This window comes from Corynebacterium sp. CCUG 51687, from assembly GCF_024453995.1.
GTDB classification, from domain to species: Bacteria; Actinomycetota; Actinomycetes; order Mycobacteriales; family Mycobacteriaceae; genus Corynebacterium; species Corynebacterium pseudogenitalium.
Map to the genome: position 1 here is coordinate 305,600 of NZ_JAGPYT010000001.1, position 22,567 is coordinate 328,166.

At 55.6% G+C, this 22,567-nt stretch carries 20 protein-coding genes; 10 read left to right on the plus strand and 10 right to left on the minus strand.

Annotated elements, in window-relative coordinates; all coding sequences use genetic code 11:
• The first annotated feature begins 37 nt into the window (after nucleotides 1–37).
• The 9 genes from KBX13_RS01495 to secG all read left to right on the plus strand — a co-directional run bounded on the left by KBX13_RS01495 (nucleotide 38) and on the right by secG (nucleotide 9,469).
• The gene (locus tag KBX13_RS01495) at nucleotides 38–571 is read left to right on the plus strand and encodes a PH domain-containing protein (protein ID WP_252930861.1); all 534 of its coding nucleotides are present in this window, start codon (nucleotides 38–40) and stop codon (nucleotides 569–571) included.
• Between the two features lie 15 nt (nucleotides 572–586).
• The gene (gene uvrC, locus KBX13_RS01500; RefSeq protein WP_256008153.1) at nucleotides 587–2,662 is read left to right on the plus strand and encodes an excinuclease ABC subunit UvrC; all 2,076 of its coding nucleotides are present in this window, start codon (nucleotides 587–589) and stop codon (nucleotides 2,660–2,662) included.
• A gap of 13 nt (nucleotides 2,663–2,675) precedes the next feature.
• Nucleotides 2,676–3,566 carry an RNase adapter RapZ gene (gene rapZ, locus KBX13_RS01505; RefSeq protein WP_070477070.1) on the plus strand — a complete coding sequence of 297 codons (891 nt, stop codon included), beginning with the start codon at nucleotides 2,676–2,678 and terminating at the stop codon, nucleotides 3,564–3,566.
• Nucleotides 3,567–3,603: 37 nt separating this feature from the next.
• The gene (yvcK, locus tag KBX13_RS01510) at nucleotides 3,604–4,572 is read left to right on the plus strand and encodes a uridine diphosphate-N-acetylglucosamine-binding protein YvcK (RefSeq protein WP_070976866.1); all 969 of its coding nucleotides are present in this window, start codon (nucleotides 3,604–3,606) and stop codon (nucleotides 4,570–4,572) included.
• A 47-nt stretch (nucleotides 4,573–4,619) separates the two neighbouring features.
• The gene (gene whiA, locus KBX13_RS01515; protein WP_256020396.1) at nucleotides 4,620–5,594 is read left to right on the plus strand and encodes a DNA-binding protein WhiA; all 975 of its coding nucleotides are present in this window, start codon (nucleotides 4,620–4,622) and stop codon (nucleotides 5,592–5,594) included.
• Between the two features lie 381 nt (nucleotides 5,595–5,975).
• Entirely contained in the window at nucleotides 5,976–6,989 is a 1,014-nt protein-coding gene (gene gap, locus KBX13_RS01520; protein ID WP_070976869.1) for a type I glyceraldehyde-3-phosphate dehydrogenase, read from the plus strand.
• Nucleotides 6,990–7,094: 105 nt separating this feature from the next.
• Nucleotides 7,095–8,312, plus strand: a complete 1,218-nt coding sequence (gene pgk / locus KBX13_RS01525) for a phosphoglycerate kinase (protein WP_070362423.1) — start codon at nucleotides 7,095–7,097, stop codon at nucleotides 8,310–8,312.
• 24 nt (nucleotides 8,313–8,336) lie between these two features.
• On the plus strand, nucleotides 8,337–9,119 hold the full coding sequence (gene tpiA / locus KBX13_RS01530) for a triose-phosphate isomerase (protein WP_070976872.1): 783 nt from the start codon (nucleotides 8,337–8,339) through the stop codon (nucleotides 9,117–9,119).
• Nucleotides 9,120–9,232: 113 nt separating this feature from the next.
• A complete protein-coding gene (secG, locus tag KBX13_RS01535; RefSeq protein WP_070362425.1) occupies nucleotides 9,233–9,469 on the plus strand; it encodes a preprotein translocase subunit SecG in 237 nt (78 codons plus the stop codon).
• 79 nt (nucleotides 9,470–9,548) lie between these two features.
• Here the strand turns inward: secG and pgl are convergent, their stop codons facing one another.
• The 5 genes from pgl to tkt form a co-directional block, all read right to left on the minus strand.
• On the minus strand, nucleotides 9,549–10,277 hold the full coding sequence (gene pgl, locus KBX13_RS01540; protein ID WP_256000206.1) for a 6-phosphogluconolactonase: 729 nt from the start codon (nucleotides 10,275–10,277) through the stop codon (nucleotides 9,549–9,551).
• 25 nt (nucleotides 10,278–10,302) lie between these two features.
• Nucleotides 10,303–11,217: a glucose-6-phosphate dehydrogenase assembly protein OpcA gene (locus tag KBX13_RS01545; RefSeq protein ID WP_256020398.1), complete on the minus strand. Its 915-nt coding sequence runs from the start codon at nucleotides 11,215–11,217 to the stop codon at nucleotides 10,303–10,305.
• Between the two features lie 32 nt (nucleotides 11,218–11,249).
• On the minus strand, nucleotides 11,250–12,788 hold the full coding sequence (gene zwf / locus KBX13_RS01550) for a glucose-6-phosphate dehydrogenase (RefSeq protein ID WP_070362428.1): 1,539 nt from the start codon (nucleotides 12,786–12,788) through the stop codon (nucleotides 11,250–11,252).
• 12 nt (nucleotides 12,789–12,800) lie between these two features.
• The gene (gene tal / locus KBX13_RS01555; protein ID WP_070362429.1) at nucleotides 12,801–13,886 is read right to left on the minus strand and encodes a transaldolase; all 1,086 of its coding nucleotides are present in this window, start codon (nucleotides 13,884–13,886) and stop codon (nucleotides 12,801–12,803) included.
• Nucleotides 13,887–13,955: 69 nt separating this feature from the next.
• Nucleotides 13,956–16,058 carry a transketolase gene (gene tkt / locus KBX13_RS01560; protein ID WP_256020400.1) on the minus strand — a complete coding sequence of 701 codons (2,103 nt, stop codon included), beginning with the start codon at nucleotides 16,056–16,058 and terminating at the stop codon, nucleotides 13,956–13,958.
• A gap of 305 nt (nucleotides 16,059–16,363) precedes the next feature.
• Here tkt and KBX13_RS01565 point away from each other — a divergent pair, with 305 nt between their 5' ends.
• Nucleotides 16,364–17,278, plus strand: a complete 915-nt coding sequence (locus KBX13_RS01565; protein WP_070477079.1) for a heme o synthase — start codon at nucleotides 16,364–16,366, stop codon at nucleotides 17,276–17,278.
• Here the strand turns inward: KBX13_RS01565 and KBX13_RS01570 are convergent.
• The 5 genes from KBX13_RS01570 to mptB form a co-directional block, all read right to left on the minus strand.
• A complete protein-coding gene (locus tag KBX13_RS01570; RefSeq protein ID WP_256020401.1) occupies nucleotides 17,275–18,126 on the minus strand; it encodes a hypothetical protein in 852 nt (283 codons plus the stop codon). The two genes, KBX13_RS01565 and KBX13_RS01570, sit on opposite strands and share 4 nt — an antisense overlap.
• Before the next feature lie 28 nt (nucleotides 18,127–18,154).
• Complete coding sequence (locus tag KBX13_RS01575) at nucleotides 18,155–19,102, minus strand: heme A synthase (RefSeq protein WP_256020403.1); 948 nt, start codon at nucleotides 19,100–19,102, stop codon at nucleotides 18,155–18,157.
• A 70-nt stretch (nucleotides 19,103–19,172) separates the two neighbouring features.
• A complete protein-coding gene (locus tag KBX13_RS01580; RefSeq protein ID WP_370687304.1) occupies nucleotides 19,173–19,934 on the minus strand; it encodes an ABC transporter permease in 762 nt (253 codons plus the stop codon).
• A gap of 2 nt (nucleotides 19,935–19,936) precedes the next feature.
• Entirely contained in the window at nucleotides 19,937–20,869 is a 933-nt protein-coding gene (locus KBX13_RS01585; RefSeq protein WP_070477084.1) for an ABC transporter ATP-binding protein, read from the minus strand.
• Nucleotides 20,870–20,875: 6 nt separating this feature from the next.
• Nucleotides 20,876–22,525, minus strand: coding sequence for a polyprenol phosphomannose-dependent alpha 1,6 mannosyltransferase MptB (mptB, locus tag KBX13_RS01590; protein WP_370687305.1), 1,650 nt, complete (start codon nucleotides 22,523–22,525; stop codon nucleotides 20,876–20,878).
• Between the last annotated feature and the right edge of the window lie 42 nt (nucleotides 22,526–22,567).

Consider the following 22,567-nt stretch of genomic DNA (forward strand, 5'->3'; position numbering starts at 1 on the left):
ACGTAGCGTGTGCTACGGCAGCGAGGAGTAAAGAGTAGTGAGCGAAGAACAGTCGGTTGCACGCAAGATTGATGAAGCGGAGCTTGCATACCTCAACGCACTAGACCCACATGCTTCGATCTCGACTAAGCCGTGGGAGCTGACGATTCGGTCCCCATTTCTGAAGAAAGTCGCAGCTGTATGCATTCTTGTGCTGATGGCCGTGCACATCTTCATGGCCGCTGTCGTTGACGTGGAATTTTCGGGCCTCACAATTACGTGGCTCGACAAGTTTGCTTTCGTTGGAGTCGGTATCATCCTCTCGATTCTGACCTGGCTGGTGTTGACGCGGCCGTGCGTCCAGGTCAATGAGGACGGCGTCGAGGTAGCCAACATTATCGGGACGCGATTTTATCCCTGGCTAGTTATCTACGGGCTTTCGTTCCCAAAGGGCGCCCGAATGGCCCGGCTAGAGCTTCCGGACTTTGAATACGTTCCGCTGTGGGCGATTCAGGCTGCAGATAAAGAGTTAGCGTTGCAGGCAGTTGCGGAGTTCCGCGAGCTCGAAGCTAAGTACATGCCGTCAGAATAGGGAGCGCGGAGCGTCTTGGCTGATCCCACTTCCTACCGTCCGGCTCCAGGGACGATCCCCACCGACCCAGGTGTTTATAAGTTTCGCGACCCTCATGGTCGCGTCGTCTACGTCGGTAAGGCGAAGAACCTGCGAGCTCGACTCAGCAACTATTTCCAGCCTCCGGCGCAGCTCCATCCGCGAACGCGCCAGATGGTTTTTACCGCCAGCTCCGTGGAGTGGACCGTTGTAGCGAGCGAAGTCGAGGCGCTGCAGCTTGAGTACACGTGGATCAAGAAATTTGATCCCTGGTTCAACGTCATGTACCGGGATGACAAGACGTATCCCATGCTCGCTGTGAGCGTGAAAGAGCGCTACCCCCGGGCATTCTTCTACCGGGGGCCGAAACGAAAAGGTGTCCGCTACTTTGGGCCGTTCTCGCACGCGTGGGCCGTACGCGAAACGCTTGATCTATTGACGAGAGTGTTTCCGATTCGTACCTGTTCGAACGGTGTGTTTAATCGACATGAGTCGCTCGGGAGACCATGCCTGTTGGGCTACATCGATAAGTGTTCGGCACCGTGCGTACAACGTGTTGATCAACAGGAATATGACGAGATTGTTGCCGGGTTCCTCTCGTTTATGGGCGGACGAACAGAGCACGTTGTCAGATCCCTCAAGCAGCAAATGGCTACTGCGGCAGAACAACTCGAGTTTGAAAAGGCAGCGCGTCTTCGCGATGACCTTGGCGCACTGGACAAAGTGATGGAGCGCCAAGCCGTAGTGCTCAGCAGTGATACGGATGCTGACATCATTGCTATGGACAGCGATGAGCTGGAAGCAGCTGTGCAAATCTTTAACGTTCGTGGTGGTCGCATTCGTGCCCAGCGAGGCTGGGTCGTTGAGAAGACCGGCGACGAACCCGGCAGTTTGGACCGGTTAGAAGAGGGGGAAAAGGACCCTGCAGTTCCCACACTGATGCAGGACTTTCTGGTTCAGTACTACTCAGATGCCGTTGAGCGTGACGCCCAGGAGCGAAAAGAAGACCTGCAAATTACAGAGCAATTCCGACGAAGGGGCGTCGATAAGCAATCGCATCGCGAAGCGGTGCCGAGTATTCCGGTGCCGCGTGAAATCCTTGTTGCGGAACTTCCAGAAGAGTTGGCCGACGTCTCTACGCTATTGACACAGCTTCGAGGTGCGCAGGTTGACATCCGCGTGCCGCAACGTGGCGACAAGGCAGCGTTGCTGGAGACAGTCCACCGCAATGCCGCTGAAGCACTCCATCAGCACAAGCTGAAACGCGTAGGCGATCTCACTGCCCGTTCACAGGCATTGCAGGATATTCAGTCGGCGCTTGGCATGGATGAAGCTCCGTTACGAATTGAGTGCACCGACATTTCTCATATTCAGGGCACAGACGTTGTGGCGTCGCTGGTTGTGTTTGAAGATGGTCTGCCGAAGAAGAACGATTACCGGCGATACCAAATTAAAGAAGCAGCCGGCGATGGGCGCTCCGATGATGTTGGATCGATAGCTGAGGTCACTCGACGGAGGTTTAAGCGCTACCACGAGGACAAACTCGCCAATCCCGACGAAGAAGTAAGCAAGATGATGTTTGCGGAGGAGGCGAGTGAGGTTGCTTCCACTGGCAATCAACGATTTGCCTATCCACCACAACTGTTTATCGTCGACGGCGGAAAACCACAGGTAAACGCAGCACAGGCAGTATTCGATGAGCTTGGCATCGTGGATGTGCAGCTCATCGGGCTGGCAAAGCGACTGGAAGAGATCTGGGTTGCCGATGACGATGAACCAATCATTTTGCCCAGAAACTGCGAGGGTATGTACCTGCTGCAACAGATACGAGACGAGGCTCACCGCTTCGCGATCACCTATCACAGACAGCAGCGTTCGAAACGGATGAGAGCATCAGTACTGGACAACGTACCGGGGCTGGGGCCTGCTCGGCGAAAAGAACTGGTGAAGCATTTCGGCAGTGTCAAACAGATTCGCAAGGCTTCGCTTGAGCAATTGCAGGAGGTAGCGGGGGTCGGGCCGAAGTTGGCAGAGACGATTTACGAGCACCTACACAAGGACATCGAAGCCTAGCTAGTATGGGCCTATGACTTCGCCTTTATTACCTGCATCCGAATCTCGTCGCCCTGTGATAATCACCGGGCTTTCTGGTGGTGGTTTGTCGACTGCCGCGAAAGTTTTTGAAGATAAGGGATACTTCGTTTCCCAGAATCTGCCTCCGCAGCTCATTCTCGATCTTGTCGAGATGTCAACTGCGGACGATTCCCCCGTTGACCATCTTGCTGTAGTCACTGATGTACGTGCCAGGATGTTCAATGGCTCGTTAATGGAGACGATTGAGGCGATTGAGGCAAAAGGCCTATCTCCGTTCATCTTATTTCTCGACGCCCGCGATGAAGTCCTTATCCGCCGATTCGACAGTGTGCGACGTACGCACCCGTTGCAGGGCAATGACACGCTGAAAGAGGGGATCGAACGGGAGCGAAAGGAGATCGCCCCGGTTCGGGAGCGTGCAGATCTCATTATTGATACGACACACCTCTCAGTTCACGACCTGCGTCGGTCGATTGAGGCCTCTGTTGGCGACCTCTCTGCACCGAAACAGCACGTCACCGTGGAGTCGTTTGGGTTTAAACACGGGACCCCTCGTGATGCGGATTTAGTGTTGGACGTACGGTTTTTGCCAAATCCGTTTTGGATCCCCGAGCTTCGGGAGTTTCGAGGTATCGATGCACCAGTCGCAGACTATGTTCTGTCGCAGCCTGGAGCGAAGGCATTCGTCGATAACTTCTTGACAATGCTGAAGGATATGCTCAAGGGCTACCGTCATGAAGGTAAGGACTTTATCACTGTTGGGATCGGCTGTACTGGCGGGCACCACCGGTCAGTCGCAATTTCGGAGGAGATTGTACGCAGGCTTCGGGAGTCCGATGACGTGGACGTCAACGTCTTGCACCGTGACTTGGAACGCAACTAGCTGCTCTTTATCGTTGGAAAGAAGCACTGATTAAATTATGGGACCTGCATTTACTTGCCTTGGGGGAGGGCACGGTTTATACCAAACACTATTGGCGGCGCGGGCGGCTGAGGCTCGAGCCATCCACGCCGTGGTAACAGTTGCTGACGACGGAGGCTCATCCGGTCGGCTACGCCGTGAGATGGATATCATTCCGCCTGGTGACCTGCGGATGGCGCTCTCAGCCCTGACCGCGGATGACGAAGATGGCGCTCTGTGGAGAGATACATTACAACACCGATTTGGCGGAAATGGAGCGATGGCAGGGCACGCAGTTGGCAATCTGCTCCTTGCCGGACTAAGCGAGGAACTCGGCGATATTCAGCAAGCGTTGGACGTCATCGGCTCATGGACAGGCGCACAGGGCAGGGTTGTTCCTATGAGTCCTATGCCTCTCGACATTGAGGCCGATGTCGCGGGGTTAGACGACGACCCCCGTGTTTTGCGTTCTGTTCGCGGTCAAGTTGCCGTTGCCACCACACCCGGAACTGTGCGACGCGTCCGCCTTTTGCCCCACAATCCTCCCGCAACCGACGAAGCAGTGCAGGCGATCATGGACGCAGAAGTGGTGACAATCGGGCCTGGATCGTGGTTTTCGTCGGTGATTCCGCATCTACTCGTTCCGGACATTGTCCGCGCGTTGAATGAGACGTCCGCGTTGGTAGTTGTAGTGCTGAATCTTTCTCCGGAGGCAGGAGAGACACCGGGATTTAGCACGGAACGCCATATTCATGTCTTCGAGCAGCACGCTCCGAACCTGCATGTTGATGTGTTCCTGGCTGATAACTCAATTAGCCCGACGGAGGGCGAACGCGTTCATCTCGGGCGAGCCGCGGATCGCGTGGGTGCAACTGTATTGTTCCGAGATATTCATGAAGTTGATGATCAGTACCGCAACACAAACCGGCATGATCCACGCAAGCTTGCACATGAGCTGCTATCTCTCGTTCGTGATTTTCACGCATAACGTGCGCTACACTAATCCACCGATGTTTTTGTAGAAAGGATCACTCGGTGTCGCTGACCGCCAAAACCAAAGAAGAGCTGCTTCGAACTCCAATAGGAGCGAAGTCTGCCGCGGCCGCCGAGGCATCCGCGTTAGTTCGGTTTGCAGGAAAACTTGACGCCTCAATCCACGGGGTAACTATGATTGCGGATTTCGCGGAAGAGGCGGTGGCACGTCGCTTAATCCTGATTCTTGAAACTCTTTTCATGAGCTCACCAAAGCTTGCCGTGGTTTCACCTGGCTCGGCGACAAAGGAAACGAAATACGAAGTACGTCTAGATACTGGTGTTGAAGCGCTGTATCGGCGTCTAAATCTTCGGACGCAGTCTGGTCATCTCGTGGTAGGTATGCCCCCGCAAATCGTTTCGGGAGAAATTGCTGAAGTTGAAGCCGCGTGGCGGGGTGCGTTCCTCGCTAGGGGAGCGCTCACAGAGCCGGGCCGAACTGCCGCTTTAGAGGTCGAGTGCCCATGCGAGGAGGCTGGGCTTGCCCTAGTGGGGTTAGCGCGTCGTCTTGGGTGCCACATCAGAATGCGGGAGACTCGCGGTGTTGAGCGTGTACATGTCCGTGATGCGGAGACGATAGGGGTGCTTCTCAGTCGAATGGGTGCGCCTCTTGCTCGCCTGGAGTGGGACGCAAAACTTCGGGAGAAGCAAGCGCAGATGCGTGGCGGTCAACGGTTGGCAACTTTTGACGACGCCAACACCCGCAGAAGCGTACATGCTGCGACGGTAGCCGCTCAGCGTGTAGAACGTGCGATGGAGATCCTCGGCGACGATGTGCCTGAGCATCTCGCCGAAGCCGGATACCTGCGTGTTGAGCACCGGCAAGCCTCGCTTGAAGAACTTGGCCGGTTGGCTGACCCACAGATGACGAAGGATGCGGTCGCTGGGCGAATTCGTCGGCTGTTGTCCCTTGCTGACAAGCGGGCTGCTGAGCTCGGTATAGCGAACACTCGCGGTAAAGACACGAAGGCAACATAGAGCGTTCTGGGGCGCTCCCAGACCGCCCTGTGTGCAACATCACAATTCCGGGGGATAGCGCACAAGCAGTTTCGCCAGATACGCCCCGCGGGGGTAAAAGAGATTACCTTTGTCGTTGTTTGAGTCGCATTAGGTGTGGCTTTGGCGGTAAACAGACATTCATGCTTGGTGAAATTATGAGACGATACCCCCGGTTTCGCCGTCTCTTTGGTGATGCACCTTTAGGGCGTCTCTTGCGGCATCGTGGCCATGCACATGTTGAAATCTCTCGCTAAACTGATGAGCAACGGGCTGAACCAAGGAGCTCACCGAGAACGGAAAGAGATTGGTACCGGCCCATCAGCAAGTCTCAACAATTTCCGATATAGAGGAGTAAAGACTGTGACTATTCGTATTGGCATTAATGGCTTTGGTCGTATCGGCCGCTCGGCATTCCGCATCATCCTGGATCAGTACTCGAGCGACCTTGAGGTCGTGAAGATTAATGACCTGACCGACAACAAGACTTTGGCCCACCTTGTCAAGTACGACACAGCGTATGGCCAGCTCGGCCGCGACGTTGAGTACGACGAGTCCTCCATCACCGTTGATGGTCACCGCATCGAGGTTACCGAAGAGAAGGACCCATCCAAGCTCGCATGGGGCGATGCAAACGTCGACATCGTCCTTGACTGCACCGGCCGCTTCACCGATGGCAATGACGCAAAGGCTCACATCGAGGCTGGCGCTAAGAAGGTCATCATCTCCGCACCGGGTAAGAACGTCGATGGCACCTACGTCTGGGGCGTCAACCACACCGACTACAGCAATGATCAGCAGATTATCTCCGCTGCATCTTGCACCACGAACTCCCTTGCACCAGTCGCGAAGATTCTGGAAGAGCAGTTCGGCATCAAGTCCGGTCTGATGACCACCATTCACGCTTACACTGGCGACCAGCGCATTCAAGACGCACCTCACAAGGACCTGCGTCGTGCCCGTGCAGCAGCTCAGAACATCGTCCCAACCACGACGGGTGCTGCTAAGGCAGTTGCCCTGGTTCTGCCTGCACTTGAGGGCAAGCTGGATGGCTTCGCAATGCGCGTGCCAACGATCACCGGTTCCGCAACCGACCTGACCGTCGAGCTGAACAAGGACGTCACCGTTGATGAGGTGAACGCAGCAATCAAGAAGGCTGCTCAGGACCCAGAGTTTGGCAAGGCGCTTGAGTACACCGAGGATCCAATCGTTTCCTCCGACATCATCGGCAACACCCATGGTTCCATCTTCGATGCTGGGATGACCCGCGTCATCGACGGCAACCTGGTCAAGCTGATTGCTTGGTACGACAACGAGTGGTCCTACACCTCTCAGTTTGTCCGCATGACGAAGCACGTCGCGGATAACTTGGCATAAGACCTAGAACGGCCCGGGTGTGCAGTACGCACACTTCGGGCCATTTCTTTCGCTACTGTTTGAAAAGAAAACTACTGCAAACAACAGTCAACTGAGGAGAGTCCCATGACAATGAAAACGCTGCAACAGCTTCTGGATGAAGGCGTCGAAGATCGCCACATCCTGGTCCGTTCTGACTTCAACGTTCCGCTTGATGAGGACGGCAATATTACCGATGCTGGTCGTATCGACGCATCACTGCCAACTTTGAAGGCGCTCTTGGAAGGTGGCGCGAAAGTCATTGTCATGGCTCACCTCGGCCGCCCAAAGGGGGAAGTGAACCCTAAGTTCTCCTTGAAGCCAGTGGCTGAAGCCCTAAGTGAGCGCCTAGGTCAGTTCGTAGCGCTCGCCGGTGATGTTTCTGGTGAGGATGCACATGAGCGGGCAAATGGGCTTACCGGTGGCGAGATTCTGCTTCTCGAGAATGTACGCTTTGACCCACGCGAGACCTCGAAGGACGAGGCTGAGCGCACTGAGTTCGCAGCTGAGCTTGTAGCACTAGCTGCGGACAACGGCGCGTTTGTTTCTGACGGTTTCGGTGTAGTACACCGCGCTCAAACCTCCGTCTACGACGTTGCTAAGAAGCTTCCTGCCTACGCTGGTTACCTCGTCGAGAAGGAAGTCAAGACTCTGAGCAAGGTGAAGGATGCTCCAGATCATCCATACGTTGTTGTGCTTGGCGGTTCGAAGGTTTCCGACAAGTTGGGAGTCATCGAGGCACTTGCGGCGAAGGCCGACAAGGTAATTATCGGTGGCGGCATGTGCTACACCTTCCTGGCTGCACAGGGCTACAACGTTCAAAACTCTTTGTTGCAGGAAGACATGATTGAGACCTGCAAGGACCTCATCGGCCGTTTCGGCGACAAGCTGCTATTGCCTGAGGACCTGATCGCAGCGTCTGAGTTTGCAAAGGATGCAGAGAAGCAGACCGTCGCGGCCGATGCTATTCCGGAAGGCTGGATGTCTCTCGACATTGGCCCGAAGACTGCCGCGCGTTATGGTGAGGCGCTGAAGAGCTCGAAGACCGTGTTCTGGAACGGGCCAATGGGCGTCTTCGAGTTTCCAGCGTTCGCCTCTGGCACAAAAGCCGTTGCTGAAGCAATGATCGCTGCTACGAAGGACAACGGGTCCTTCACGGTGGTCGGTGGCGGCGATTCCGCAGCATCTGTTCGCATTCTGGGCCTCGATGAGGCTGGATTCTCCCACATCTCTACGGGCGGTGGCGCATCGCTCGAGCTGATCGAGGGCAAAGAGCTGCCCGGCGTTGCTGTACTTGGACAGTAGTCGTTGTTGAAAAGGAGTATGAATATGTCTCGCAAACCACTGATTGCTGGTAACTGGAAGATGAACCACGACCATCTCGAAGCAATCGCTTCGGCCCAGAAACTCGCGTTCGCTTTCCCGAAGGACGGCTATGAGTTCGTGGACGTTGCATTGACCGTGCCGTTTACCGACCTTCGTTCTATCCAGACTCTCGTTGAAGGCGACAAGCTGCAGATCACATATGGTGCACAGGACGTGTCAGCGCACGATGCTGGTGCCTACACCGGCGAAGTTTCGGCCACAATGCTGGAGAAGCTTGGCTGCACGTGGGTAGTTGTCGGCCACTCAGAACGCCGTGAGTACCACGGTGAGGACGATGAGCTAGTTTCCCGCAAGGCAAAGAAGGCACTTGAGCACGGCATGAACCCAATCGTGTGTGTCGGTGAGCCGCTAGACATTCGCGAACAAGGCACCCATGTCGACTACGTCGTAGAGCAGACGAAGAAATCCCTGGACGGTTTGAGCAACGAGGAGTTGGAGAAGACCGTCATTGCATATGAGCCGGTATGGGCTATCGGCACTGGCAAGGTTGCCTCTGCCTCCGATGCGCAGGAAGTGTGCCAGGCTATTCGCGGCCTGATCCGTGACTTGGCCGGTGATGCGGTTGCTGATGGCATCCGTATTTTGTACGGCGGATCCGTAAAGACGGAAACTGTCGGTGAGATCATCGCTCAGCCTGATGTTGACGGTGGTCTTGTCGGAGGTGCGTCTCTTGACGGCCAGGATTTCGCGAAATTGGCTGCTGCGGCTGCCCAGGCAGTACAGTAGATTTGCAAGACATGTCGCTCGGACCAGAGCGCGTCGAATAACACCATTCGGTGACTTCGTGTATTCTGGTCCGAGTTACATCAATGTAGGTTTTATAGTGAGGATTTACCACCATGACGTTGGCTCTTGAGATCGTGCTCGTAATCGCTGCGGTCTTGATGACAGTGTTCGTGCTGCTTCACAAAGGCAAGGGAGGCGGGCTTTCGAGCCTGTTCGGTGGTGGCGTGCAGGCTAACCTGTCCGGCTCCACTATCGTGGAGAAGAACCTCGACCGTTACACGGTTATCATTACGCTCATCTGGCTTGTATGCATCGTGGGCCTGAATCTTATTCAGACTTTTGCTGCTTAGCCGCTAGCAAAAGGCCCGCCTGGAGCAATAAGCTTCCGGCGGGCCTTTTCGTTGGTCAGAAATCCGAATCTGCGGGAATCTAACGTGGTGCCGCGTCCTCGGTGACCCACAAGATCGTTTCTTCCTTGCCGACAGCACCGGCCGCTGGCCAGTCAAGATACTCTGCCCGGTTTGCAACTGCGGACGCAGCTTCTGCCTTCTCTGCACCAGAAACAAGAAGCCAGACCTTTTGTGCTTTCCGAACAGCAGGTAGTGTCAACGAAACACGTTCCGCAGGTGGTTTTGGTGAATCCGTCACAGCAACAACCAGAGCGGCGTCCTCTCTCACAGCAGGCGTATGTGGGAATAGCGAATTAATGTGGCCTTCACCGCCCATTCCCAGTAGATGGAGGTCGAACCCCTCAGGCGCCTCAACTTTCAGGTGCGCTTCATAACGAGTGACAGCGGGCTCCATCGTCCCTCCGTCCAACCCATACCCGAAAATGTTTCCTTCTGGGATATCTATATGATCGAGCAACGCTGCCCGGGCCTGGCCTTCATTCGAATCAGGATGGTCGACGGCTACGTTGCGCTCGTCGCCAAAGAATAGCTTCACCCTGGACCAGTCGATATCTGATGAAACAAGCGATTCAAGGAACCGGATTCCGGCTGTCCCACCGGTAAGCACAACACGTGCGGTTCCGTCGCCGTTTACGCCACCGGTAGGGGAGCTGTGGATCTCTGAAATCAACGTTTGGAATGCGGAGGTGGAGACGTCGATAAGCTGTTCGAGGTTTGTAAAGGTGTTGGTCTTGACCGTATTGGACATCCGTCGACCCTCTTTCGGTGCGAAGTTAAGGGAGGTTATGTAACAATGCCCGAGCATACATGGCGTCAGGATCGAGGTGGCGTAGCTCCTCAGCGAGGCATTCTGCGTCCGAGCGAGCACTCAGTGCAACAAACGCATCAGGGTATCCCGGTACGGAAACTCGCACGGTGTGCTCATCAACAATTTGTACCTGCACAGAGCCTTGTTCGCAGTCCAGCGATAGGTGTTGGATTGGGGAGCCAGGAATGGCGTCGGCGCCTGCTACGTTTTGCACGGTTACCTCAACGCCAAAGCAGGCATCGAGCCAAGAGGCTGCGATTTGTACGCTTGGATGCTCGGTAATACCGCTGAGCAAGATCCGGCGTGGTTGCTGTTTATAGCGGTCGAAAGCTGAGGCGACAACGCCGCGCCATGGCGTGATTTTAGACCACATCATGTCCGAATCACCTGGGACGTACGCCTTAGCCAGCTGCTCTATGCATTCTGCCCCCATAGTGCGCCACGCATTCGTGATTCTGCGGTGCGCGATATTACCCAGCTCTGCTTCTGCAGGAACATCTGGCACAGTTGTGGGCCACCAAGCAACGATAGGGGTATCGGGCAGCAACAGCGGGGTGACCACCGCGTCAAGATGCTGGGTAAGTTCACCGTGGACAGTCATGACAACCATCTCAGAGGCGCCAGCGTCCGCCGCGACGATTACCTCTGCATCCATCCAGGTTTGCTCGCTCTGGCAGTCGAGCAACAAGACGAGAACTCGAGCCGGGTGCTCCATGGTCGCGTTCCGGACCGTCTCCAGAATAGAATCGACATCATCCTCGGCATGTGCAGCGACCAAGAGTGTGAGCACGCGCCCAGTCGCCAACGAGTAATTTTCACGAGCCTCTAGGAGCGCTGTGGACACATCGCGGGTGGTCGTGTCGGGAAGAGTGACAATCAAGGATTAAGCCTCACGTTCGTTGTTTGCACACATTATGGACGACGCCATTGGCGGCCGTCCTTGGCCAGCATCGCGTCTGCTGATGCGGGCCCCCAAGTGCCCGCACGATATTCATCTGGATGTCCGTGCGACTCCCAGTAGTTGAGAATTGGATCGAGGATTTCCCAGCTCCGCTCGACTTCCGCATTGGTTGGAAACAAGCTAGATTCGTCGAGTAGTGCATCGAGGATGAGCCGCTCGTATGCTTCGGGAGACTGTTCCGTAAATGCCTCCGCGTACGAGAAATCCATGTTGACATCCCTAACTTCAAATGCAGTTCCAGGCACCTTGGAACCAAAGCGCATCAGCACGCCTTCGTCCGGCTGCACGCGGATAACGACTGCATTGTTCGTAAGTAGTTTTGTCTGATCGTCTTCGAACGGCTGGTACGGAGGACGCTTAAAGACCAGGGCAATCTCAGTCACTCGACGCCCGAGGCGCTTACCAGTGCGAAGGTAGAAAGGAACACCTGCCCAGCGACGCGAGTTTATCTCTAACGTACAGGCCGCATAGGTTTCGGTTGCAGAGTTGGGGTCAAACCCGGACTCCTCCCGGAGCCCGATTACGCGTTCAGAACCTTGCCAGCCCGCTACGTATTGGCCGCGTGCGGTCGTCTCATCGAACGGCTCGACGGGAGTCGTAGCGCGGAGGACCTTGAGTTTCTCCGCACGAAGACGCCCCGGGGAGAACGACGTCGGCTCCTCCATAGCGATCAAGGCGAGCAGCTGAATCAGGTGGTTTTGGATGACGTCTCGTGCTGCACCAATACCGTCGTAATAGCCTGCGCGGCCGCCGAGCCCAATATCTTCAGCCATCGTGATTTGTACGTGGTCGATGTAGTGCGAATTCCACACTGGTTCAAACATCTGGTTTGCGAAACGCAGCGCCATAATGTTCTGCACGGTTTCTTTGCCGAGATAGTGATCGATTCGGAATACGGATCGCTCCGGGAACACTGAATTCACTACTCGGTTTAGCTCTTTGGCGGATTCCAGATCATGCCCGAATGGCTTCTCGATGATCACTCGGCGCCAGCCGTGGTCTTGAGGCTGTGCCATTCCACTGCGGTCCAGCTGGTGGACAACGCTCGAAAAGTGCTCGGGCGGCACAGAAAGGTAAAAGGCCCAGTTTCCGTTCGTCCCCCGTGTTTCATCGGTCGAGCGCAGTGTATTGGCTAGGGCGTCGAACGCGGCGTCGTCATTAAACGAGCCCGAGACGAACTGCATACCTTCTGCGAGCCGGTCCCAAACGTTCGTATTAAACGCGGTGCGGGAAGATGCTTCAACGGCTTCACGCACATAGTCCTCAAAATCTTGTTTAGACCAGTTTCGACGCCCAAACCCGACGAGAGCAAAGCCCGGTGGGAGGAGACCCCGGTTCGCGAGGTCGTAAATTGCCGGCAGGAGCTTTTTCCGAGCTAGATCTCCAGTTACACCGAAGATCACCATCCCAGACGGACCCGCAATGCGGGGAAGCCGCTTATCCTCGGGGGACCGAAGCGGGTTCACCCAATGCGTGCTCTCGTCACTCACATGTACTCCTTTTTATTGCAGCTTTTCCGACATGGAATTTAGCAATTCTTGCCACGCATCAACAAACTTATCGACGCCCTCCTGCTCGAGGACTCGCACGACATCAGACAAGTCGATTCCTGCAGCGGTGATAGCGTCAAACGTCTTCTGCGCGTCGTCAGCACTGGCAGACAAAGTATCGCCGTGAAGACTGTCGCTAGCCAGGGTGGCGTCGATAGTTGATTCCGGCATGGTGTTGACCGTGTTTGGGCCAGCCAGCTCAGACACATACAACGTGGCAGGGTACTCAGGGTTCTTTACACCAGTCGAGGCCCACAGCGGGCGTTGAACGTTGGCACCAGCTGGAAGGTCATCCAACGAAGAAAATTCCTCAAGGAACAAGCGGTATGCCAGTTGAGCGTTTGCCACGCCTGCTTTGCCTCGCAACGCAAGTGCTTCAGAAGTAGCAATTTGCTCAAGGCGAGCATCGACTTCGGTGTCCATGCGAGACACGAAGAATGAGGCAACAGAATGAATGGTTGAGACATCGTGGCCGTTGGCTGCAGCCTGCCGAATACCTTCCTTGTACGCGCGAATGACCTCGCGGTAGCGCTCCACAGAGAAGATCAGCGTGACATTCACTGAAATACCAGCTGCCAGTGCTGCTGTGACTGCTGGCAACGAGGCGTCTGTGGCTGGAATCTTGATCATTGCATTCGGTTTACCCACGCGTGCCCACAGCTCTTTCGCTTGAGCGATCGTCTTCGCTTCGTCGTGAGCATAGCGGGGGTCAACCTCGATGGAAACGCGACCATCAAGGCCGTCGGTCGCATCGTAGATGTCCTGGAAGATGTCGCACGCGTCGCGGACGTCGTCAATGCTCATCGCGTAAACCGCCTCGTCGGGGCTGGCACCTGACGCTCTCAACTGTTGGATTTGCTCGTCGTACGCGCTTCCAGTCGACATTGCTGAAGCAAAAATTGCAGGGTTGGTTGTCACGCCAACGACCGACTTCTCACGTTTGACTGCTTCTAGATTGCCAGTGGCGATGCGCTGGCGAGAGAGATCATCCAGCCAAGTGGACGTGCCGAGCTCCCGAAGCCTTTCAACTGTGTTCATGCTCAGATTCCTTTCTAAAAAATGGGCCTGGCCAAGCTAGGGGAGGGCTTGACCAGGACAACTCTTCAACTATCGCTGCACCGCTGCTACAGACGCGCGTCCGGCTGCTGCAACGTTGTCTGCTGTAAAGCCGAACCGCTCGAAGAGCTCTGGACCTGGTGCGGAGGCACCAAAGTGCTCCAAGGAAACACACTGACCGGCGTCGCCTACAAAACGATGCCATGGCATGGACAGACCGGCCTCGACAGAGACCCTTGCTCGAACCTCTGCAGGAAGTACCGATTCAATGTACTCCGGCGATTGCTGCGTAAACCACTCCATGCAAGGCACCGAGACAACTCGAGTTCCGATACCTTCGGCTTCCAAGGACTTCGCAGCCTCAACAGCAAGCTGCACTTCCGAGCCAGAAGCCATCAGAATCAAATCAGGCGTCGGGGTAGAGGAGTCCACGAGTACGTACGCACCGCGAGCAACACCTTCGAATGCCTTTTCCTTTGTGCCCTCAAGCACAGGGAGGTTCTGACGGGAAAGCGCCAGTGCCTTCGGCATCGGCTTAGCCTCCAGCGCAGACTTCCACGCAGCAGACGTTTCATTCGCGTCGGCCGGTCGGATCACCGCCATATCCGGGATGGCTCGAAGAGCAGTGAGCGTTTCAACCGGCTGGTGGGTCGGACCGTCTTCGCCCAGGCCGATCGAGTCGTGCGTGAAGACGTAGTAGCCGTCGATACCTGAAAGTGCTGCGACGCGAATTGCCGGGTAGAGATACTCGGAGAAGATCAGGAACGTACCGCCGTAAACTCGTGTGTTACCGTGCAGTGCAATGCCGTTCATGATCGCGCCCATGGCATGTTCGCGGATACCGAAGTGCAAATTGCGACCGTACGGCTCAGCGCTGAACATATCGGTAGAAATCGCCTGAGGCCCGAACGATGCAGCCCCCTTGATAAGGGTGTTATTGGAGCCTGCCAGGTCTGCGGAGCCACCCCAAAGCTCTGGAAGGGCCGCAGCCGCAGCCTGGATTACTGCTTCAGAAGCCTTACGGGTAGCAAGGCCCTTTTCGTCAGCGTCCCAAGTTGGGAAGTCCTGCGACCAGTTGGATGGGAGCTCTCGAGCCGTCAATCGGTCAAACAGGGCCTTCTTCTCTGGGTTGGCCTCAGCCCAAACAGCAAACGTCTCGTCCCACTGTTTACGCTTCGCAGCACCACGGTCCTGGAGCTTTCGAGTATGGGTGATAACGGACTCTTCCTCCGGGAAGTGAATCTCCGGATCAAAGCCGAGAATGTTTTTGACAGCTGCGATTTCTTTCGCACCGAGAGCTGCGCCGTGTACTGCACCCGTGTTTTGCAGCGTAGGAGCAGGGAAGCCGATGACCGTCTTTACCTGAATGATCGTTGGGCGATTGGTGTCGGACTGTGCTTCCTTGATCGCTTTCTCAATCGCGACGACGTCCTCGCCGGACTCAACCGTTAGTGTTTGCCAGCCGTAGGCCTCGTAGCGCTTCATAACGTCTTCAGTGAACGCGATCTGGGTATCATCCTCGATCGAAATCCTGTTGTCATCCCAGAATACAATCAGGTTTCCGAGCTGCTGCGTCCCTGCGAGAGATGAAGCCTCCGATGTGACACCTTCTTGAAGACAACCGTCTCCAGCCACGACGTAGATGAAATGATCGAACGGCGATTCGCCAGCCGGAGCCTCAGGGTCAAACAGGCCACGTTCCCGGCGCGAAGCCATCGCCATACCAACTGCTGATGCCAACCCCTGGCCGAGCGGGCCAGTTGTAATCTCTACGTGGTCCGTGTGGTTGTACTCAGGGTGACCAGGAGTCTTAGCACCCCAGGTACGAAGCTGCTGGAGGTCTTTGAGCTCAAGTCCCATGCCCCCCAGGTAGAGCTGAACATACTGTGTCAGGGAAGAGTGGCCGTTTGACAATACGAAGCGATCGCGCCCTGCCCAATGTGGGTCAGCGGGGTCTACATTCATCACCCGCTGGTAGAGCGTATATGCAAGAGGTGCGAGCGACATCGCGGTGCCTGGGTGCCCAGAGCCGCAGTTTTCCACGGCGTCAGCCGCGAGGATTCGGGCTGTATCAACTGCCCGCGTATCCACGTCGGTCCAGTCTTCGGGATAGTTACGTACAGTTTTTGCTTGAAGTTCAGCTGAAAGCGTCACAGAATCCTCGATTCATGCTATGGAAACAGAACAGGACCCAGCCTAGTGTAAAACTCGCTTTGTGGTGGTGACACCCAACGGTGTTGTGCGAAGAAAACTCGCGGGTGTAGCCGCCACGTTAATTCTGACAAATTGGTGAGCGGAGGCTAACATCACCGGGAGGGTCAAAGTATAAGAGGGCTGAAAAGATCATCGTGTAATGCGTTGCGGTACCATATCAGCCGAAATGCTCGACACCTGAACGCGAACCAATGTTGCGTAAGAGTTCTAGCCGAACGGTTGAAGTTTGATGTGGAGGAGAAGTATTGGAGACCATCAAGGCATACTTCGCGCTTACGAAGCCCAGGGTCATTGAACTTCTTCTAGTGGCAGCTATCCCCGCAATGTTGCAAGCAGACCGTGGCACTGTGCACGTGTGGCTCATTCTTGCAACGCTGTTCGGTGGTTGGATGGGGGCCGGTGCGGCAAATGCATTTAACATGGTCGCCGACTACGACATTGACCAGAAAATGGGGCGAACGCGTGCACGGCCACTTGTCCGGGCAAAGGTCACCAAACAGAAAGCCGCCGTATTTGCTTGGGCGCTTCTCGTCGCGAGTGTGCTTTGGCTTGGATTCCTGTGTAAGTCGTGGCTCGCGGCGTTCTTTATCATTCTGACCAACTTCTTCTATATCTATGTGTATACAAAGTGGCTGAAGAGGCGAACTTGGCAGAACGTCATCTGGGGCGGCGCAGCAGGTTGTATGCCCGTGATGGTCGGTTGGGCGGCAATTAGAGACAATGTCACCGACGGCTCCAAGGATGCGTGGTGGCAGGCGATCGTGATGTTCATGATCATCTTCTTCTGGACGCCACCGCACACCTGGGCGCTGGCAATGAAGTACCGAGCGGATTACGCCCGCGCTAATGTCCCGATGCTGCCGGTGGTAGCCTCCCCTGCGGAGACAACCCGTCAGATTCTCATTTACTCATGGTGGACCGTCGGGGTGTCCCTGCTCCTGGTTCCCGCCACCTCGTGGATCTATCTTGCAACCGCGCTGATTTCGGGTGCATTGTTCCTCGCCGTTGCCACACAGCTGCATGCTGGGGTAAAGCGCGGGGAGAAGGTGAAACCGCTCAAGCTGTTTATTCTCTCCAACAACTATCTTGCGGCGTTGTTCTTGGGGCTTTCCGTTGATGCGGTGCTCGGTTGGACTCCACTATTCGCTACCTTCTTCTAGCACGTGGATCCTTGGAGCTTGATGGCTCCAAGGTCATTGTCACAAACCTCCGAAGTTTCGGAACCCAGTAGCGAGCTGGCGTCATCTATTGATTCACACACGTGAACTGGCGGTTCCCATCGTGTTTCTTCGAGCACTCTGGTCACGGTCTGTGCATGCTTACGGAAGCCGTTGGCATCCATTCGTATCGACGCTAAGTCCTCATAGCAACACGTACGCGCAGAGCTGCGCCCAACTTCGTGCGCAAAGCCATTTTTGAAGTCAGAGCGTGCCAGCACAACTGCATCCACCCCGATCCCATCATTGAGCGCTTTGATCTGTGCAGCAGTACCTAGCTGGCCACTGAATACGGCTGTGGCTCCAGCCTCATCTGCTGCTACTCGGCCTTCCTCGCTTTCCGAAACGGCATACACGATGATGTCCTTCTCTCGAGCGATTGCAATCATGTACAACCCAATTGCGGAACCTGCATTCGTGACGACGACAGCTTCACCTTGCACAAGCTTCAATACTTCGAATAGCGAATAACTTGCGGCCATTCCCGGCCTCAACATTGAAGCACCAATGTGTGGGGCGATCAGGTCCGATACAGCGACTACCCGGCTTCGGTCAACGACAACCTGCTCGGCGATGGGGCCGGTGGCATCGCTCCACGCAACCACAGTTCCTGGCGCAACCTCGTCGAGGGGGTCTTTCAGGACACGACCGCATCCTTGGTTGCCGAAGGAGGTGTCGTGAAGAAAAAACCCAGCGTAGAGGACTTCGACTAGAAGTTCTCTATCGCTGGGGAACGGTGAAGCGATATCAATGCAACGCACCTGCTGCGCGTCGAACTCAATCGCTTTCATACTTTCTCAGGCTACATGGTGTTTGCGTCTAGCGATACAGCAACTCACGACGCACAGCGTGCGCGTACAAGAACGCCGTGAACGCTACAACTAGAGAAGACAGCCCAATATGGATCGGAATCGTCCAACGCGGCACGCCCATGTAGTACTGGCTTAAACCTACTGCCCACTGGACCACGATGAGTCCAAGAAGAATCCAGGAAGTTTTCTGCGCTGCATGCGGGGCCTTCGCTCTACGTAGCAAGAAAAATGTGATCACTGTAAGAAGTAGATACGCGTACATGCACCCTGCGTGAATATATGCCAACAACGCTGTGTCAATCGCAAGTCGACCTTCCATACCGACGCTTGCGTCACCCGAGTGCGGGCCGGACCCTGTCACCATCGTTCCTGTCACAAGTACACAGCTCAACGCAACGGCAGCGATCACGGCGATCACTCGGATGTGCCCGGGGTAGCGGTCTTGAGCAACCGTGGACTCGTCTTCCGCCAAACGCATGTACAGCAATGCTGCGACCCACACAAGCACCATCGAAGGCAAGAAGTGCACGGCGACCGCCCACCACTGCAAATCAAGGCGAACAGAAATACCGCCGATAATCGCCTGGACAACGACGCCGGCGAGGGAGAACCATGCCAAGAATTGGGCATCTCGACCGCGGGATGCGCGGTAGACAGCCCAAAGCACGGCGATCGCGGCAGCCGCGACCACGAAAGTAAGCAGACGGTTACCAAACTCAATGGTTTGGTGAATCCAAGGCGCGGCACCAGCGACGGGGACAAGCGAACCTTCGTGGCAAAGTGGCCACGTATTGCAACCAAGCCCCGAACCGGTCACTCGCACCAACGACCCTGTTACGGTGATTCCGCCTTGGCAGAGCAAGAGAATCATGGCTAGAGTTCGTTGCAACTTCAGACTGGGGGCTTGCTTTTTATCCTGATGCGTCATCGGCGCACCGGTCTGTTGTAAAGTCATGCACTTTCCTTGGACGTATAAAACACGTTCGACTATTCAGGCTCGAATCTTAGTCGATGAGCGCATGGCCTTAATCATCGAAACGGAAGAAGCGAACGCTTGAGCCAACGCCGACGATGAGCCACGCTAGCAAGCTAAGCAACGCAGGACCATTCGCAGTCAGCGCGAGTGCATCAGAAATACCAGCTGCCAGCGAAACCGTGGGTACTAGGTTCCACCAACCAGCGTGGCTAAGGTCGCCAGAATAGGCGACCCAACCCACGATTCCCATCATGATCACCCACATTAAATTCGAAATGGCAAGGACCATCTCGGAACTTAGCGAGCCGCCCATGAGCAAGCCCAAGGAAGTAAAGCACGCAACCCCCAGGAACAAGACGCAGGCACCAAGCACCGCGCCAACGACTGAGGGGCGCCAGCCAAGGAAACATGCAACGGCTCCTAGCACCGCAATCTGGACGCAGACCATCGCGACCACGCCAAGGATTTTTCCGACGATGATCGTCCACGGTGGGACTCCGGAAGCACCGGTCCGCTTCAGCGCACCGTATCGGCGGTCAAAGGCGAGCGAAATCGCCTGGCCCGTAAATCCAGAGCTGGTCGCCGCGACGGCAAACACCATCGGCACCAGGGTGTCGAGGCTGTAGTCATCCCCAAAAACAGGCAAATATACTGATGCGATGAGCAACGCTGCCGGGATGAAGATGCTGAGCACCAACTGTTCGCCGTGACGGAGCATCAGCTTGCTTTCGATGAGTCCCTGAGCGCTGGCCATCGCAAACTTCGAAGACCGTTGCGGGGCGGGCGTAAAGGTTCCTTCCTTGATGTGCACCGCTAGCTCCTTAATTCCTTACCGGTGATGTTCAAAAACACTTCTTCCAACGCCATGTGGCTTACTTGCATATCCCGAATCAGCACGGATTGGCGAAGTGCTTCTTCGGTAATACAGGCGACAAGTTCAGGAGAAACCGAACCGTTGACTACGTAGCGCATTGGGCGAACTTGGGCCACAGCTGTATCGATCTGACACAAAGCCACGTGCTGCTTCAGCTTCTCGAGGTCGAGTGGTTGCGCCGTACCAAACGTGATTTGCTGCTCAAATGATCCGCTGGTCAGGTCCGCCGGTGAACCTTCGGCGACAACCTTTCCATGATCCATGATCACAATGTCATCGGCGAGCGACTCCGCCTCGTCCATCAGGTGCGTAGTCAGGACGATCGTGGTTCCGTCACGTTTTAGTGCAGAAACAATATCCCACACAGCGTTGCGTGACTGTGCGTCCATGCCAGCGGTTGGCTCATCAAGAAAAACCAGCTCCGGACGACCTATAAGTGCAAGCGCCAGGGACAAGCGTTGCTTTTGCCCTCCGGAGAGGCGTCGATACGTGGTATTGGCGACTCCCTCGAGCCCTAGGAGGGCCATGAGCCACTCAGGGTCGTGAGGATTTGCGTTGTATGAAGCCGAAAGCTTCAGCATTTCTCTGACTTTGACGCCCGAATATGATCCGCCACCCTGCAGCATGATCCCAATTCGGTCTCGCACACGCTGAGGGTGGGTTGCAGGGTTTTCGCCTAGTACCGTGATTGTCCCTGAGGTTGGCCGGGTGAATCCTTCACACATCTCGATGGTCGTTGTCTTGCCGGCTCCATTCGGACCGAGCAAGGCCAGCACGGTTCCTTCTTTTGCGGCAAACGATGCTCCATCTACAGCAGTAACGTCCCCAAAAGTTTTCTTCACATTGTCAACTGAAAGAACAGGCGCGTTCATGGATAGCTAGTGTAGCCTGCCGGCACCAAAGCGCCGATACAACAGGAAACTGAGCCCAACAAATACGACAAAACAACAGGCTGCGACACCGTAAATAGTGAAAACTGTCTTTGCTTGCAGGCCGAGACCACGCGGTAGCACCAGAAAACTAAACACAGCAGAGTACACAGCCACCCCGGCGCGGAAAAAGAACCTATTTGCCCATGCAGCAAGGGGATAAATAGCCCACAGAGGGTACCAAGGGTGTACGACTGGGAAGAATATAACAAGCACGAGCGTTGCGACGCCAAGTCCACCTGCAGGGTGAATGGCTCCCCGCAACGTAGCCCACAGTAGGCGAACCAGAAACGCCACCGCGATGGCCACTCCAATCCCGCGGGTGACAATGAGAACTGCGTCAATGTGGTCGCCGAGACCAAGCAGCATTCCTAGAAAGCCGCTGATTACGCCCACGTCTGTTGAGATCGAGAGCCAGCTACGAATCGACGCTGCTCCGCCTTGACCAGTGACCCATCCGAGCCCAATGCTTGTTATAAGTGAAACGGCGGCAGTAGTGACAATGAGAATAACTGTCTGAAAAAGCACCGCGATGCTAAGGGCTGTAGCTTTGCGCTGGCGTTGCCCAAGCACACGAGCGATTGCCATGCCTATAAAACCGAGACCGAGAAAGCCTGTCACTTTGACTAGTCCTCCGCAGGTAATGGTGATCGCGGAGAGAGCCAGGTAACCCCACGCTTGCGCTGAACTGATGGTCCTCAACCTGTCGGCCCCGCGAAGTCCTAGCTCAAACCCGACTAACACCAATCCGAGCATGATCGCTTCATTATGGATGCCACCAATGAGATGCAGAATCGTTAGCGGATTGAGCACCCCGAGCCACAGTGCGGCAGTCTCTGGTACGCCACAGCGGCCGGCAATCTTTCGGATTCCCCATGCTGCGGCGAGCACTCCGACGAGTGATACGACGCGGTGCGCAATCACCCCGAGCACAATAGAGTCGGCAGTAATACGAGAAATTGCCGCTGCAATACCTAACGCGACAGGCCCGTAGGGGCTTGGAGAATGCGCCCAAATAAACGGGACCGAGCGCGCTAGATGGTGTTCTGGCCCGAGAAGCTCGACTGGTCCAGCGGAGTACGGGTCAAGACCAAACCGGACAATTGCACCATTAGCTAAGTATGAATAGATGTCTTGAGTAAAGAGAGGAGCGGTAATCAACAGAGGAGCAACCCATGCAACGAATGTTCGCATGAGAAGCGGCGTCGAAACGCGGGGCCTCTGGCCACTTACGCCAACGAAGGGGCCCATACACAACCAAGCGGAGACCAAGAGTCCTACTCCGAACTGAACTATGGAAGACGACGCTTGCATCATTCGGCCAAGCAAGGCCCCGCCAGGCAGAGAGAACCAAGGATTATCGACGACCGGCAAGGCCCCGCCCCCGAGGCCTCCCAAGCCAATGAGAAGTGTGCCGACCAAACCCAGCCATCGAAGTACGGCGAACCGGTTCTGCTCAGCGTAGTTGGTTGAACGAAAGTCTTGTCCTCGCCAAACCTCTTTAGAGACTCGGTGCAGCCCAGCCGACCGTGATCCAGGCTTGCCGATGCGAGGAAACGCATCAAGCAAAGACTTTATCGGTGAATCCTGGAACAACACAGGCAAGATTGTAGCCGAACGACCGGGTTAAACGTGCACATT

Coding starts and splice junctions, on each gene's coding strand:
- rapZ (WP_070477070.1), top strand. CDS start 2,676: ATGACTTCGCCTTTATTACCTGCATCCGAATCTCGTCGCCCTGTGATA.
- yvcK (WP_070976866.1), top strand. CDS start 3,604: ATGGGACCTGCATTTACTTGCCTTGGGGGAGGGCACGGTTTATACCAA.
- pgk (WP_070362423.1), top strand. CDS start 7,095: ATGACAATGAAAACGCTGCAACAGCTTCTGGATGAAGGCGTCGAAGAT.
- tpiA (WP_070976872.1), top strand. CDS start 8,337: ATGTCTCGCAAACCACTGATTGCTGGTAACTGGAAGATGAACCACGAC.
- secG (WP_070362425.1), top strand. CDS start 9,233: ATGACGTTGGCTCTTGAGATCGTGCTCGTAATCGCTGCGGTCTTGATG.
- pgl (WP_256000206.1), bottom strand. CDS start 10,277: ATGTCCAATACGGTCAAGACCAACACCTTTACAAACCTCGAACAGCTT.
- tal (WP_070362429.1), bottom strand. CDS start 13,886: ATGAACACAGTTGAAAGGCTTCGGGAGCTCGGCACGTCCACTTGGCTG.
- KBX13_RS01570 (WP_256020401.1), bottom strand. CDS start 18,126: ATGAAAGCGATTGAGTTCGACGCGCAGCAGGTGCGTTGCATTGATATC.
- KBX13_RS01575 (WP_256020403.1), bottom strand. CDS start 19,102: ATGACTTTACAACAGACCGGTGCGCCGATGACGCATCAGGATAAAAAG.
- KBX13_RS01585 (WP_070477084.1), bottom strand. CDS start 20,869: ATGAACGCGCCTGTTCTTTCAGTTGACAATGTGAAGAAAACTTTTGGG.